Source organism: Actinomadura sp. 9N407 (assembly GCF_044326315.1).
Classification (GTDB): Bacteria; Actinomycetota; Actinomycetes; order Streptosporangiales; family Streptosporangiaceae; genus Spirillospora.
This window is the reverse complement of sequence record NZ_JBIRAW010000004.1, coordinates 80,765-94,034: the sequence shown is the minus strand read 5'-3', so window position 1 is coordinate 94,034 and position 13,270 is coordinate 80,765. Positions and strand designations below refer to the sequence as shown.

Annotated in this window: 15 protein-coding genes and 1 pseudogene; 8 read left to right on the top strand and 8 right to left on the bottom strand. The window is 68.6% G+C overall.

All coding sequences use genetic code 11. From position 1 onward, the window contains the following. Nucleotides 1-4: 4 nt before the first annotated feature. The 4 genes from ACH34Q_RS08135 to ACH34Q_RS08120 form a co-directional block, all read right to left on the bottom strand. Nucleotides 5-292 (bottom strand): zf-TFIIB domain-containing protein, encoded by a 288-nt coding sequence (locus ACH34Q_RS08135; RefSeq protein ID WP_395982162.1) that lies wholly within the window; start codon nt 290-292, stop codon nt 5-7. 138 nt (nt 293-430) lie between these two features. Next, the gene (locus ACH34Q_RS08130; protein ID WP_395982161.1) at nt 431-1,339 is read right to left on the bottom strand and encodes a phosphotransferase family protein; all 909 of its coding nucleotides are present in this window, start codon (nt 1,337-1,339) and stop codon (nt 431-433) included. A 92-nt stretch (nt 1,340-1,431) separates the two neighbouring features. Further along, nucleotides 1,432-4,167, bottom strand: a complete 2,736-nt coding sequence (locus tag ACH34Q_RS08125) for a PQQ-dependent sugar dehydrogenase (protein WP_395982160.1) — start codon at nt 4,165-4,167, stop codon at nt 1,432-1,434. A 132-nt stretch (nt 4,168-4,299) separates the two neighbouring features. After that, nucleotides 4,300-5,976 carry an AMP-binding protein gene (locus tag ACH34Q_RS08120; RefSeq protein WP_395982159.1) on the bottom strand — a complete coding sequence of 559 codons (1,677 nt, stop codon included), beginning with the start codon at nt 5,974-5,976 and terminating at the stop codon, nt 4,300-4,302. A 154-nt stretch (nt 5,977-6,130) separates the two neighbouring features. On the opposite strand from ACH34Q_RS08120, the gene ACH34Q_RS08115 reads away from it, so the two are divergent. Both ACH34Q_RS08115 and ACH34Q_RS08110 read left to right on the top strand, forming a co-directional pair. Beyond that, the gene (locus ACH34Q_RS08115) at nt 6,131-6,691 is read left to right on the top strand and encodes an NUDIX domain-containing protein (RefSeq protein ID WP_395982158.1); all 561 of its coding nucleotides are present in this window, start codon (nt 6,131-6,133) and stop codon (nt 6,689-6,691) included. After that, nucleotides 6,688-7,398 carry a GNAT family N-acetyltransferase gene (locus ACH34Q_RS08110; RefSeq protein ID WP_395982157.1) on the top strand — a complete coding sequence of 237 codons (711 nt, stop codon included), beginning with the start codon at nt 6,688-6,690 and terminating at the stop codon, nt 7,396-7,398. The genes ACH34Q_RS08115 and ACH34Q_RS08110 overlap by 4 nt, the downstream gene beginning before the upstream one ends. Nucleotides 7,399-7,453: 55 nt before the next feature. Here the strand turns inward: ACH34Q_RS08110 and ACH34Q_RS08105 are convergent, their stop codons facing one another. After that, nucleotides 7,454-7,627: a DUF397 domain-containing protein gene (locus tag ACH34Q_RS08105; protein ID WP_395982156.1), complete on the bottom strand. Its 174-nt coding sequence runs from the start codon at nt 7,625-7,627 to the stop codon at nt 7,454-7,456. Further along, complete coding sequence (locus tag ACH34Q_RS08100; RefSeq protein WP_395982155.1) at nt 7,618-8,400, bottom strand: helix-turn-helix domain-containing protein; 783 nt, start codon at nt 8,398-8,400, stop codon at nt 7,618-7,620. The genes ACH34Q_RS08105 and ACH34Q_RS08100 overlap by 10 nt, the downstream gene beginning before the upstream one ends. A gap of 142 nt (nt 8,401-8,542) precedes the next feature. On the opposite strand from ACH34Q_RS08100, the gene ACH34Q_RS08095 reads away from it, so the two are divergent. After that, entirely contained in the window at nt 8,543-8,938 is a 396-nt protein-coding gene (locus ACH34Q_RS08095; RefSeq protein WP_395982154.1) for an ATP-binding protein, read from the top strand. Continuing rightward, on the top strand, nt 8,928-9,164 hold the full coding sequence (locus ACH34Q_RS08090) for a hypothetical protein (protein ID WP_395982153.1): 237 nt from the start codon (nt 8,928-8,930) through the stop codon (nt 9,162-9,164). Before ACH34Q_RS08095 ends, ACH34Q_RS08090 begins: the two co-directional genes overlap by 11 nt. Before the next feature lie 94 nt (nt 9,165-9,258). On the opposite strand, the gene ACH34Q_RS08085 is transcribed toward ACH34Q_RS08090, so the two are convergent. Continuing rightward, entirely contained in the window at nt 9,259-9,552 is a 294-nt protein-coding gene (locus tag ACH34Q_RS08085; RefSeq protein ID WP_395982152.1) for a hypothetical protein, read from the bottom strand. A gap of 54 nt (nt 9,553-9,606) precedes the next feature. Then, nucleotides 9,607-9,876, bottom strand: a complete 270-nt coding sequence (locus ACH34Q_RS08080; RefSeq protein ID WP_395982151.1) for a hypothetical protein — start codon at nt 9,874-9,876, stop codon at nt 9,607-9,609. 84 nt (nt 9,877-9,960) lie between these two features. On the opposite strand from ACH34Q_RS08080, the gene ACH34Q_RS08075 reads away from it, so the two are divergent. From ACH34Q_RS08075 to ACH34Q_RS08060, 4 genes and pseudogenes are all read left to right on the top strand, one after another. Beyond that, the gene (locus ACH34Q_RS08075) at nt 9,961-10,332 is read left to right on the top strand and encodes a VOC family protein (RefSeq protein ID WP_395982150.1); all 372 of its coding nucleotides are present in this window, start codon (nt 9,961-9,963) and stop codon (nt 10,330-10,332) included. Between the two features lie 68 nt (nt 10,333-10,400). Continuing rightward, a complete protein-coding gene (locus tag ACH34Q_RS08070; RefSeq protein WP_395982149.1) occupies nt 10,401-11,033 on the top strand; it encodes a hypothetical protein in 633 nt (210 codons plus the stop codon). 192 nt (nt 11,034-11,225) lie between these two features. Next, nucleotides 11,226-11,500 (top strand): annotated as a pseudogene (locus ACH34Q_RS08065) (transposase); the annotation flags it as partial. A 335-nt stretch (nt 11,501-11,835) separates the two neighbouring features. Then, complete coding sequence (locus ACH34Q_RS08060; protein ID WP_395982148.1) at nt 11,836-13,254, top strand: MFS transporter; 1,419 nt, start codon at nt 11,836-11,838, stop codon at nt 13,252-13,254. Nucleotides 13,255-13,270 lie beyond the last annotated feature (16 nt).

The following is a 13,270-nucleotide window of genomic DNA, read 5'->3' as shown; positions in this document are numbered from 1 at the left end:
CTGATCAGGTGGAGAAGAGCATGTGGAAAACGCCGCCGCCGTACGGACGGTGGTGCACGGCGCCGCCGTGGTGGTGGTGGTGCACCGCGGGGGCGGCCGGGGCCCCCCACGCGGGTGCGGCCGGGGCCGGCGGTGCGACAGGCGGAGCGGCCCGGTACTGGGCCTCCATCCGGCCCAGAGCCTCCAGCTCGCCGTAGTCGAGGAAGATCCCCCGGCAGTTGTCACATTGCTCGATGTGGACGCCGTTGCGGGTGTAGGTCCGCATCACGCCACGACACTTCGGACAGTGCATCGCCTTGTCGTCCTTCCGGTATGGATCCCCAGGTAGAGGCTAAATGTAGGGCAGCATTAACGCCACGTCATTCCGTGGACCCCATGCTGGAGATTCTGGTCGCTGAGTTCGGGATGCTGAGCTTCAGGTCGCTGAAGTTCAGGTTGTTGAGGTACGGGTTGCTGAGGTACGGGTTGCTGAGATGCCGGTCGCTGAGATTCGGGAGCAGGTGTCGACGAGCGCCTGTTCGCCCTCGTCGAGCGGCCGGTCGCCCGTCCGCGCCGATTTGACGCACGTGGCGGCGATTTGGATCACCAGAGTTCGCGCGGGTACGTCCAGGACCTCCCACGGGTCGCCCTCGGCGGGTACGGCGGGCCCCCGGAACGCCCGGTAGGCGCCCAGGAAACGGTCCCAGTCGCCCGGAACGAGGACCCCGGCGGAGTAGAGGGCGGCGGGCCTGGCCAGGTCCCATGCGGGAGCCCCGACGCCCAGATCCTCCACATCGATCAATCGCCACGTGTTTTGGACGCGCACCATCTGTCCCAGGTGCCAGTCCCCGTGAACGAGAAATGTCCGTTCCGTAGCGGGCTGAGGATCCTCGCCCCGGATCCAGCCGGGCAGCGTCGCGTACGCCCGCCGGATCACCTCGGCGGCCGGTCCGTCCCCGAGTTCACCGACGAGCCGCGCGACCCGTTCGGGCCGTCCCCAGCTCGGCGTTCCCTCCGGCACCGGAACGGCGTGCAGCAGCGCGAGCAACCGGCCCGCGTCCTCCCAGGGAAGGTCGCCGTCCGGGCTCACCGGCTCCCCGTACGGCCACAGCGTGACCACCCGGCCCGCGACGTCCCGCGGCGGCCCCATCGAAGTGAGGAGCAGCTCGGGCAGCCCGTCCGCCACCCGCATCCGCCGCGCCAGCAGCGGCCCGCCGTCGCGGTCGGCCTGGTGCGCCTTGACGACCACGTCCCCGACCCGTACGACCAGCACCCCGTGCCGGTCGTACAGCACCGTCCCCTCCGCCTCGGGGGCACCCGCCCGCACCCGCCCGATCGCGACGAGCTCTTCGATTCGCACCCGCACAGTCAACCATTTTGGGTCATTGGGGCGGATCGGATCAGCAGGTCGGATCGGATCAGCGGGTCGGATCGGGTCGGGGCCGGATCGGGTCAGCGGTCGTAGACCTCCATCTCCCAGAGGGAGTAGCCGTAGGTGGTGGCGCGCTTGATCCCGTACATGCGGACCCAGCGGGCGTCGCGCGGCGCGAACGGGATGACGTCGATCTGGCCGTCCCCGCCGGTACGGGTGTGGACGGTCGTCCAGACGCCGCCGCCGGTCGAGGTCTGGATCCGGTACTCCGTGCCGTAGGCGACCTCCCAGCGCAGCAGCACGTACCCGACGCTGCGCACCGAGCCGAGGTCGACCTCGATCCACTGCGTGTCGGTGCGGCCGCTGGACCAGCGGGTGCCCGGCGGCGGGTTGGCCGGGATGCCGTCGACCGCCTTCGGCCCTTCCAGGCCCGCCTTCTCGACGCTGGACACCTTCACCGGGCGCTTGAGCGCGAAGTTCGTCTTCACCTGGTAGTTGGCGGTCAGTGTGAGGGCCGGGCCCGGCGCGGTGACGTTGTGCGCCGAGCCGCCGCCGTCCGACCAGCCCGCGAACTCGTACACCTTGGCGCCGATCAGCTGCGTCTGCGTGGGCGCCGAGATCGACACCGTGGAGCCGGTGATGACCGTACTGGTGAACGGGGCCGCCTGCGTCTTCTCCAGCAGGGTCAGCGGTATCCCGGGCGGGTTGCCGGCCAGCGTGATCGTGCTGGTCTTGGGGTGCAGTTCCACGCTGCGGGTGTCGCTGAGCCCGTCGGAGTCGGTGGCGGTCAGCCGCAGCTCGATCCAGGACGGATACTCGTGGTCGGGCGCGGAGAACTCGCCGTTCTCGCCGTCCTGCCCGGTGATCGTGTGCGTGTGGCAGTTGCTCGGGCAGTGATGCATGATGATCTGCCACTTCAGCGCGGAGCCCGTCAGCGCGCCGTCCTCGGCGTCGATGGCCTTCCCGGAGAACGGGACGCGGTCGCCGACCTTCCAGGTGAGGTCGGAGCCGGGCGATTCGATCGTCGCGACCGGCGGAGTGGAGCCGGCCGTGATGGTCGCGGTGGTCGTGTCCTCGGCGCCCCGGGTGTCGGTCACCTTGAGCCTGACGGTGTAGGTGCCCTTGGTGCTGTACGTGTGGGTGGGCTTGGCGGCCGTGGAGTCGTCGTACGCGCCGTCCCCGTCCAGGTCCCACGCGTAGGTGAGCGGTACGTTCGCGTCGGCGTCGCTGGAGGTGCTGCCGTCGAACGCCACGTTCAGGGGCAGCGGCCCACTGGTCACGTCGGACTTGATGGCGGCGACCGGCGGGTTGTTGACGCCGTTGTAGGTGTACCGGACGACGCGCCCGCCGGTGATGTCCACGCCGAACACGTCGCCGCCCGGACCCTGCTGTAGCTCGACGATGCCGCCCGAGTTGGTGGCGAACGTCTCGATCTTCGTCCGGTCGGGCAGCCCGTCCGTGCCGGTCTTCATCACCCACACGCAGTCGCGGGCGTAGTCGGTGAAGAACAGGCCGTTGCGGTACTGCGCCGGGTACGTGCTGCCCGCGTAGAACGACATCCCGCTGATCGAGGAGCTGCCCGTACCGCAGTCCTCGCCCGCGACGATCTTGTCGCTGTGCTTGTAGGCGTAGCGGGGAGCGATGACCGCCGACGTGCCGGCCGCGTAGAGGTTCTCGCAGATGTTGAGGTTGGCGGCGTCGTAGCCCGCCGTACGGCCGTTCCCCTCGTAGCAGGGCCAGCCGAAGTTGCGCACCTCGGTGGTCGGCGACGGTACCCGGTTGATCTCTTCCCAGGTGGTGTAGCCGACGTCCCCGAGCCACGGCTCGTTGGTGCCCGGCCGCATCGTGAACCGGTAAGGGTTGCGCAAGCCGTACGCCACGATGCGCTTGGCGTTCTCGTCGCCGGTCGTGGTCGGGTTGCCCGGCGCGGCCAGTCCGGTGTCGGGGTCGAGCCGTACGATCGTCCCGTCCAGCGTCGTCGGGTCCGCCGGGGTGCGCCGGTCCTGCGAACGCAGCGCGCCGCCCTCACCGGTCGGGGCCGTCAGCGCCGTACCGGCGGCCTTGGGCGGGTCACCGCAGGCGTTGTTCTTCTGCCCGTAGTCGGCGTACTGGAAGCTGGCTCCGTCACCGCCGCCCGCGTACAGCATGCCGTCGTTCCCGAAAGCGATCGTTCCAACGGAATGGCTGGAGAACTGCTGGCAGTAGTCCTCCAGCAGCACCTGCTCGGTGGTCGACTGCACAGCGGTCGACTGCGCAGTGGTTGACTGCGCGGTGGCCGCAGCCTGGGCCGCCCGCAGCGCGCCGTTCGCCTGGACGGCCGGTGTCAGCACCGAGATGCGCCCGGCCACGACGCAGCCGGCGTTGTTGGCGCCGGGCGGGTCGGGGCACTGCTCGTTGCTGCCGTCGGCGGAGGGCCAGCGCGGGTACGCGCCGCCCATCTCGCCGTTGTAGGTGTACATCACGTACACCCTCGGGTCGGCGGGGAAGTCCGGGTGCAGCGCCATGCCGAGCATCCCGCGGTCCCAGCCGTTGAACGTCTGCTGCCGCAGGTCGGCGAACACGGTCGCGGTCGTGTCGGTCAGCGAGTCGAACACCTTGATGATCCCGCTCTTCTCCGACACGAACACCCGGCCGTCGGGGGAGAACTCCACGTTCGTCGGCATCGTCAGCCCGGGAAAGAGCGTCCGTTCCTGGAAGTTGGCCGGCAGTGTCGCCGCGCGCGCCGTACCCGGGAAGCCGACGGCGGCCAGGAGCGCGGCGACGAGGACCACGGCGAGCGTGCCCGCGACGAGGGGACGGGAACGGTGAGCGACCACGACGGAATCCTTCTCTGCCCCGGAGAGAGTCAGCCGATCTGCTGCCCTTCCCGGGACGATGAACCATTTCCGCCGTCATCGGGATGATCAGACCGTACGTGGCCAGCGTTCCAACCGCATGCGGTCACCGGGTCAACGCAACGGGTCCCGGACGCGTCTCTCGCTCGCCGAGTCCCGCAGCTGGCGGCGCACGACCTTGCCCAGCAGGTTGCGGGGCAGTTCCAGCCGGGGACGGAACTCGGCCGGGACCTTGTAATGCGTCAGCGAGCGCTCGCAATGGCGGCGCAGCTCGTCCGCCGAGAACGGATACGCCGGGTGCTCGACCACATGCGCGACCACGCGCTCGCCGCGCCGCTCGTCCGGCTCGCCGGTGACCGCGCAGTCGAGCACGGCCGGATGGCGGCGCAGCACGTCCTCCACCTCCGTCGGGAAGACGCTGAAACCGCTCACCTTGACCACGTCGCGCCGGCGCTCCAGAACGGTGATGAACCCGTCGTCGTCCATCACCCCGATGTCACCCGTACGGAGCCAGCCCTTGGACAGGACCTCGGCCGTGGCCAGCGGGGCGTTCCAGTAGCCGGCGAAGACCTGCGGGCCCCGTACGACCAGTTCCCCCGTCCAGCCGGGCGGCAGCGCCCTGGTCGGCTCCTCCGGATCCACGATCACCGCGTCGGTGCCGGGCAGCGGCACGCCGACCGTCAGGTTGCGCGCGCGCGGGCCGATCGGGTTGGCGGTCACCGCGGGCGACGCCTCGGTCAGCCCGTAGCACTGGATCAGCGCGCCGCCGCACGTCGACTCGATCAGGTCGATCGTCTTCCGATCGAGCGCGGACGCCCCCGAGATGATGATCCGCAGCTTGCGCAGGTCCGACCGCCGCAGTCGCGGATGGGCCAGCACCTGGTCGTACAGCGTCGGCACGCCCGGGAAGATCGTGGGACGGTTCCGCCGCATCGCCTTGATCATCTGGGCGCAGTCGAACCGCGGCAGCAGCACCACCGCGCCCGCCGTCATCACCGGCGCCACCAGGCAGCTGATCAGGCCGAACGAGTGGAACAGCGGCAGCACTCCCAGCGTCACGTCGGTGCCCTCACGGCCCTGGGTGTCCCAGGCGTGCTGCTGGCAGGCGTTGGCGACCAGGTTGCGGTGCGTCAGCATCGCCCCCTTGGGCCGCCCCTCCGTACCGCCGGTGTAACCGATGACGGCCAGATGCTTGGCGGGCTCCAGACGGTACTGGCGGACGTGCCGGTGCGACGGCTTGCACATCTCGTCCCACCGCACGATCCCGGGTCCGCCGGGGACCTCGGCGGTCAGCTCCTCCCGGCGCCGCTGCGCCTCCACCACCGGCAGCCGCAGCACCGCCTTCGTGTACCAGGGCAGGTAGTCGACCAGCGAGGCGACGATGACGTGCTCCAGCGGAACGTCCCGTATCGCCGCGTACGACAGATCGAGGACGACGGCCGCGCGGGCACCGCAGTCATGGAGCTGCTGCCGCAACTCCTCCGTGGTGTAGAGCGGGTTGTGCGGTACGGCGATCGCCCCCCGGCGCAGGATCGCGAAGAACGCGATGACCTGCTGCGGGCAGTTCGGCATGATCAGCGCGACCCGGTCGCCCGGCTGGATCCCGAGCCGGTGCAGCCCCGCCGCGAACCGGTCCACGGCCTCCTTCAGCGCCCCGTAGCGGATCGTCCGGCCGAAGAAGTGCACGGCGGGCCGGCGCGGGTGGCGCTCGGCGGCGTCGTCCAGAAAACGGGTGACGGGTACGTCCGGTACCTCCAGACCCGGGGGGACCCCTGGCTCGTACCACTGCATCCACGACTTTTGTGACGAGGACCACATAGCCGTGGATTAAAACATCATTTCGCTGCGCGTGTCGGCCTCCCCGCCACAATGGGGAAGATCCCGAAGAGACCCGGCGCGCACGGGGACCCGCCGCGTACGGAGACTCGATGAGCACGGAGACCCGATGAGCACGGAGGCGCCGATGGAGCCCGCGATCCGCACACTGTCCTCGCGCGTGGTCTACGAGAACCGCTGGATGACCGTACGCGAGGACGAGATCGAGCTGCTCGACGGCTCGCGCGGCATCTACGGCGTCGTCGAGAAGAGCGACTTCGCCCTCGTCATCCCCGCCGAGAACGGCGGCTTCCACATGGTCGAGGAGTACCGCTACCCGATCGGCCGCCGTGCGTGGAACTTCCCGCAAGGGTCGTACCCCGACGGCCGTACCGGCGCCCCCGAGGACCTGGCCAGGCACGAACTCGCCGAGGAGACCGGCTTCCGCACCGGCACCCTGACCCCGCTCGGCTACCTGAACTGTGCCCACGGCACCAGCTCCCAGGGCTTCCACGTCTTCCTGGCCACCGACCTCGAACCCGGCGAGACCGCCCGCGAACTCGAGGAACAGGACATGCGCCAGGCCTTCCTCACCCGGGACGAGTTCAAGGCCCTCGTCCGTTCCGGCGCCATCACCGACGACTCCACCCTCGCCGCGTACACGCTCCTGCTGCTCCACGAGGACACATGAACGTCGTCACCCTCGCCGACCGTCCCGGCCTCGACCTGGACATCGCCCCATGGCCGGAGTTCATCTACCACGACCCCGTCAACGCCGAACTGACCCCGTTCCTGGCCACCGACTTCCCGGATTACCAGCTCGCCCTGCTCGACGAGGACCGCGTCATCGCCGCAGCGGCGTCCGTCCCGTTCCACTGGCCCGGTGGCGACCTGCCCGCCGAAGGCTGGGACTTCGCCCTCCGCCGCGCCTTCGACGACCGCACCGCCGGCCGCGACCCCAACGTCGCCTCGGCCCTCTGGATCGTCGTGGCCCCCGACCACCTGGGCACAGGCCTGAGCCGAGTCATGGTCGAAGCCCTGCGCGAGACTGCGGCCCGCTACGGCCTGACCGCCCTCTACGCCCCCGTGCGCCCCACCCTCAAGGCGCGTTATCCGTTGATCCCGATGGAGGAGTACATCACCTGGACCCGGCCGGACGATGCCCCGTTCGACCCCTGGCTCCGCGTCCACCTGAAGCTCGGCGGCAAGATCCTCGGCGTCTGCCCCCGTTCGATGACCATCACGGGGTCCCCGGCCGAGTGGCACCAGTGGACGGGCGTAGAGATGCCGGCTCCTGGCAGCTATGTCGTACCGGACGCCCTATGCCCGGTAGAAGTGGCCCACGACGAGGGCCACTACGAGGAACCCAACGTCTGGATCCACCACACGGTCAACTGAACGCACAGAGCCCCGCCCATCGAAGGCAGGGCTCTGACCCGGAACGGGGGAGTCTCTACCCCTTAAGCCGAGCCACCAGCACCCGAAACGCAGCCCGACCAAGCAGAAGCCGCGGCCCCTCTGGATCCTTTGAGTCCCGTACGGCGACGTCGCGAGACGATCGCGCCACCTCAATGCAGTTTCCGCCAAGGTTGTCACTGTGACTGGACTTCCGCCAGGTCAGCTCCATCGTTCACTCACAATCTTCCGGATAAGGTCCCGTGATTCTCTCACGGAAAGGGCGTGTGCTTGAAGGGTGGCGAAAGACTTGCTGGCATACAGCGTATCCGCTGCTTCGTTTGAACTATGGCCACCGTTCGTCGTAGCGAAGTACACGAGTTCGTCGCCGTTCTGCTGCGTTGCCAGTGTGAACGGCGCATGCACACCCCAGTAGTAGGCGATGGGAGCGATCTGCAGCTTCACATGCCCACACTCGGACACCTCCAGCAGGTACTCGCACTGCCGCCGCATGATGTCCGGGCTGCCGACCAGCCGATACAGGACACTCTCGTCCAGTACGACGCACAGCATAGGTGGGGTGTCGCCGGTCAAGATGATTTGTCGGCGCATCCGAGCGGCCACGGTCGCATCGTCGATCAGGAGAGCGCGGGCATAGTCCTCGATCTGGAGGAGTCCGTAGACGAGGGTGTTCTCGTAGGCCCGCAGGAACTCGGCCGACGCCTCGGCCATAGGGAAGTCTGCGAAGAACTTCGGATAGCCGCAGGACCGGAGGAGCTTTTGCCAGGCATCAGTGATGGCGGTACCGGTGCCGAGAGCATTATCGACTCGCTCCGCGAAGTCCAGCCGACAGCGAGTGTTACCGGACTCGACCTGCGAGATATATGACCGGCTGACCGCCACCATCCTGGACAGATCGGCGCGGGTGATTCCCGCTTCTTCGCGCAGCCGAGCGACCTCCGCGCCGAACGACTTCAGCTCATGTGACGGCTTGCGTGCTGCCATGAGGAGGGCTCCAGCAGGTGTTAAGTGCCCTTGAAGCACTGTTAAGTGCTCCGTGTGTGTCGGAGAGCTTGCCCTTGAATGCTACGCCAAGTGAGGGAGCCTTTGCCGTAAGTAACTACCTTTCTGGGAGGGCGGTCCCTCAATGGGTGATCCGGCGACGTTGGTGATCAAGGCGCGGCTGGAATCGATCAAGGAAGCGCGGGACTTCATCAAGCTGGTCTTCGGAACGTGGGGTCTGGAGGACTTCGCGGCGCGGATCGTGGTCAGCGAACTGGCGACCAATGCGATCAAGCACGGGTCCCGCGAGAACGATCTCGTCGTCGTCCGCGCGTACCGCCGTGACGAGGGATGCGCGGTGATCGAGACCTGGGACCGAAGCGAGACACTCCCGGTCCTGCGGCCCGAGAACTACGCCTCCGAGTCAGGCCGTGGCCTGCTGCTCCTGGAGCAGCTGGTCACCCGCTGGGGTACCCGGCCCCTGACCGAAGGCGGCAAGATCGTGTACGCGGAACTGGAGGCCGTCCCCCATGAGGGATGACATCCTCCTGCTCTTCCTCCGGGAACTGTTCCCCGGCTGGGACATCACCATCGACCGGCACCGCCTCTGGCGCGCCACCGGCCGCATCCTCATCTCGGCATCATCGGCCGAAGAGCTGATCGACTGCCTGGCCGTCGCCGACCCCGGCGCCTGGACCGAATCACCCGCCTGGCACTTCCTCACCAGCCTCCCCGACGAAGCCCCCAACAGCCCCGCAGCATGTTGACTCGTGGCGTGTTCGCCTCATCTGGCGTCCCACAAGGCGAACACGCCACGAGTCAACAGAAGCGCCGGTCGGCTGGGGCTGTTGGAGCAGTGCGTCACGCGGTGTTGAGGGGGCGGCAGCGGCGTGCGTAGTAGGCGTAGGTCAGTGCCAGTGTCATCGGGCCCCACAGGCTGATCGGGCTGATGCAGACTTTCGCCAGCATCTCCCACCAGGGGTTCTCGTAGGCGATGCCGTCGGTGGCGCCGGTCCAGGTGAGCGCCATCATGACGGAGACGGCGGTCATGACCAGCCCACCGAGCGCCGCCGGGACGATCACTGCGGCGGGCCGGATGCGCTTGCCTCCGATGATCGGGACCCGGGGAGGGACGATCTCACCCCACCCGCGCACCAGGCCGAGGCACAGTAATGCGGCCACTTCCGTGAGCACGCTGAGTCCGAAGACCTACGGAATGCTCAACCACAGGGGCCCCATGGTCGCGTCGGCGTCGTGGATCTGGCCCATCTTGAAGTGGAAGGCGAACGGCGGCCGCCACAGGCATGAGGGCAGCAGGAGCAGCGGGATCGCATAGGCGGTTCGCAGTGCCCAGCGCGGGACGGGGTGTTGGGCGTCGCTGGTGGACGGTGCCGCGTGGATCAGCTTGATCGTCACGCCGTTCACCTCGTGGACCTGCGAGGGCTGGTGATCGCCTGTACGGGGGATCCGGTCACCCACCGGAGTGAGAATGCCGGCTGGGCGGGTGACGAGGCCGGTGGCCGGCCGAGCGCGCGGTGCGGGGCGGCTCGGTAGGGTGCGGTCATGGCCTGCCGTATCACTGAGCTCGTGTTGGACTGCCGTGAGCCGGAGCGACTCGCCGAATTCTGGTGCGAGGTTCTGGGATATGTGGTGCTGGAACGAGAGGACGGCGATATCGAGATCGGCCCTCCGGAGGGGTTCGGCGGCCTTCAGCCGACTCTGGTGTTGAGCCGGACCGACGAGCCCAAGAACGGCAAGTTGCGCCTGCACTTCGATGTCAACGGCACCGACCGCGACCAGGCGGCCGAACTCGAACGACTCCTTGCCGCGGGAGCGCAGGTCGCCGACGTCGGCCAGAGCGGTCAGGAATCCTGGCATGTCCTCGCCGACCCGGAAGGCAACGAATTCTGCCTGCTCCGGGCGCGCGTCTCCTAAGAAGTCATCTCATTTGGCTGGTAGGCACCGGGCCCGCTCGGTGGCTTCGTTGGGACCCTGCCGGGTTCATGGTCGTCGGCGTCGGCGACATCCGATCAGAGAGAGTCGACAAGGGAGCCATGGATCTTCAGCTCCGCGCGTGGGCACGCGATTGGTCCGATCGCCTCGGATCGGCGCTCGAACGGGCCGTCCAGGCGGTGGCAGGACAGTTGCCGGCGGACGACGTGGTCGGCGTCGGCATCGCGACCGACGCCGCCGCCACGTCGATCGTCGCCTTCGCACACTCGCGGCAACATTTCGACGAGATGATCGCCGAGGACCCGGGGTTCGTCATCGACGTGAAATGGCATCTCGGCGAGTGGGATCTGGACCTCGGCGGGGTTGAGGGGATCGACGACCCGCTGGTGCCGATCCGCGCCGAGGCAGAACGGGCGGAGCAACGCTTCACCGGTTCGAGCGCCGACCCCGTCGCAGTGCCAGGCCTTCGCGAATTCCGGAGGACGGTGTGGGACTCGATCTCACAGGCGTTGACGGACTCGGTCGCCCGTGGGTTCTTCGAGCAGTGGCCGAACGCCGTCCGGGTCTTCCTGCCACTTGACGCCGACGTCTCGGGTGACGACATCGCGCGGTGGAACGCCGCGCTGAACGATCAGGTCGGCACGGCGGAGTTCCGGGAGTTCCTGCAGATCGACACCGTCTGAGGCGGATCGTCCGCACGGCGACGGAGGCTCGTCCTCGGTGGCGTCCTTCTGATCGGCCGGAAATCGGCACGACTGATGCGGCGTTCCCGAGCAGCCCGGGCTCGAGGTCCGATACAGATCGCACCATCGCAAGCGCCGGCAGCCCGGAGTCCGGCCGGGTGAGCGGGTGCGGGCGCGGCCTAGGGAGCGGAGCTGCTCACTGGTAGTCGCGTTTCCGCGAGGTGCTGGTCGGCCGTCACCGGCTGGTGGCCGGCCGAGTTGTGGGAGTTGTTCCAGCGAGTGGTGCCAGAGGCGCCGACCCGGCCTCAGGGGGTGGCCGACTTCGGCACGGCGACCGAGAGGTGCTGGCCGCAATCGTGTTCGTGGCTACATCGGGTTGCACCTGGCAGCAGTTGCCTTCCGCGTCGTTCGGCCCGTCCGGAGCGACTGCCCATCTCCGTCGGTATTCCCGGGGCCGATCTGCACGACGGTCAGGCTCTGATTCCCTCGTGGAGGGCATCCCGCCGATCCGCTCGCGCCGCTAACTTAGGACGCCACCGCTGGACCGTCGAACGCACGATGGCCCGGCTCGCCGGCCGGCCGTACCGTCATGCAGCCATACCGTCATGCCGCCATTCCGTCATGCCGGTAGAGTTCGTGGCATGTCTGCAGCTTCCGCGGCCGCTTGCGCCGCAGTGACCAGGACGTTCCGCTAGCGGCGGGACGTCGGCACAGCCTCTCTATGAGACGTCCAGCCGCTTCGTGATCAGACCGGAGCGGCACTTTTGTGCTGCTCGGAAACTTCTGAGCGACGGAGCACCGGATGTTCTCCTTTCTCCTTGCTTCACGCGGGCACACCACGTCCTCCGTACGGGCGTGGCTGGTGCTGTGCGCGTTGTCGATGCTGCAGTTCTTCATCGCGGTCGACGTGACCGTGGTCAACATCGCCCTGCCCTCGATCGGTACCGACCTCGGTGTCGACGGCCACTCCCTGACCTGGGTCGTGGTCGGCTACACCATCACCGGTGGCGGGCTGCTGATGCTCGGCGGGCGCCTGGGCGACCTGCTGGGCCGCCGCCGCATGCTGCTGGCGGGCACGGCCCTGTTCGGGGCCGCGTCATTGCTGGCGGGACTGGCCCCGTCCTTCGCGCTGCTGGTGGCCGCCCGCCTGCTGCAGGGCGCCGGTGAAGCGATCGCCCTGCCGGCCGCGATGGCCACCATCGTGCTGATGTTCCCCGAGGGGCCGCGCAGGTCGCGGGCGCTGAGCGTGTGGGCCGCGGTCGCCAGCTGCGGCCTCGTGCTCGGATTCGTCCTGTCCGGGGTCATCACCGCTCACCTGGGGTGGCGGTGGGTCTTCCTGATCTCGGTGCCCTTCATCCTGGTCGTCCTGGTAGCGGCCCTCTTCCTGGTCGAGCGCGACCGGCTCGTGGGGCGCGGTTCCGTACCGCTGGACGTTCCGGGGGCTCTGCTGCTGACCGCCTGCCCGTTGCTGTTCACCTTCGGGGTGGTCGAGGCGGGCGAGCCGGGTACGCCCGTCTGGGTCGCTCCGGTGGCACTGGCCGGAGCGGTGCTGGCAGGGATCGGGTTCGTACGGGTGGAGGTGCGCTCGCGCGACCCGCTGCTGCCGTTGGGTTTCTTCGCCAACCGCACCCGGGTGGCGGCGAACCTGACCACGATGCTGCTCAGTGGGGCGCTGTCCACATCGTTCCTGCTGTTCACGTTCTACCTGCAGGACCGCTTGGGCATGGGACCTCTGGGCGCCGGGGTGACGATGCTGCCGTTGGCGGTCGCGCTGATCGCCTCCTCCATGCTCGTGCCGCGGTTGCTCTCCAGGTGGGGAACGCGTGCGTGCGTGCTGGCGGGTATCGGGTTCACTGCGGCGGCGATGGCCGTGATCGCGTCGGCGGCTCTCCTGGACGCGGGTGCGGTGGCGATGGTTCCGGCGATGCTGCTGATCGCGGCCGGTATGGGCTTCGGCATCGTGGGGCTGCAGTACGTCGCCGTCGGCGGGGTGACCGATGACGACGCCGGGACCGCGTCCGGTGTGCAGCGCGCGGCCGACCAGCTCGGCGGCTCCAGCGGCGTCGCGGTCTGCGTCGGGATCGGCTTCGCGCCCGCTCTGCATTCGGCCGATCCGTTCCTGGTCGCCGCCTCGCTGGCCGGTGTGGGGCTCATCGTCGGCGCACTGGTGGCCTGGCGCCTGCCCGCACCTGCCGCAGACCTGCGGGCGCAGGACGGCTGACCGCTCGCCCCTGCGT

What these genes read in the sequence shown, in the direction of transcription:
- ACH34Q_RS08135 (WP_395982162.1), bottom strand. Translation starts at nt 292, where the DNA reads ATGCACTGTCCGAAGTGTCGTGGCGTGATGCGGACCTACACCCGCAAC.
- ACH34Q_RS08120 (WP_395982159.1), bottom strand. Translation starts at nt 5,976, where the DNA reads ATGCAGTGGTACGAGCCAGGGGTCCCCCCGGGTCTGGAGGTACCGGAC.
- ACH34Q_RS08115 (WP_395982158.1), top strand. Translation starts at nt 6,131, where the DNA reads ATGAGCACGGAGGCGCCGATGGAGCCCGCGATCCGCACACTGTCCTCG.
- ACH34Q_RS08110 (WP_395982157.1), top strand. Translation starts at nt 6,688, where the DNA reads ATGAACGTCGTCACCCTCGCCGACCGTCCCGGCCTCGACCTGGACATC.
- ACH34Q_RS08105 (WP_395982156.1), bottom strand. Translation starts at nt 7,627, where the DNA reads ATGGAGCTGACCTGGCGGAAGTCCAGTCACAGTGACAACCTTGGCGGA.
- ACH34Q_RS08100 (WP_395982155.1), bottom strand. Translation starts at nt 8,400, where the DNA reads ATGGCAGCACGCAAGCCGTCACATGAGCTGAAGTCGTTCGGCGCGGAG.
- ACH34Q_RS08095 (WP_395982154.1), top strand. Translation starts at nt 8,543, where the DNA reads ATGGGTGATCCGGCGACGTTGGTGATCAAGGCGCGGCTGGAATCGATC.
- ACH34Q_RS08090 (WP_395982153.1), top strand. Translation starts at nt 8,928, where the DNA reads ATGAGGGATGACATCCTCCTGCTCTTCCTCCGGGAACTGTTCCCCGGC.
- ACH34Q_RS08075 (WP_395982150.1), top strand. Translation starts at nt 9,961, where the DNA reads ATGGCCTGCCGTATCACTGAGCTCGTGTTGGACTGCCGTGAGCCGGAG.
- ACH34Q_RS08070 (WP_395982149.1), top strand. Translation starts at nt 10,401, where the DNA reads ATGGTCGTCGGCGTCGGCGACATCCGATCAGAGAGAGTCGACAAGGGA.
- ACH34Q_RS08060 (WP_395982148.1), top strand. Translation starts at nt 11,836, where the DNA reads ATGTTCTCCTTTCTCCTTGCTTCACGCGGGCACACCACGTCCTCCGTA.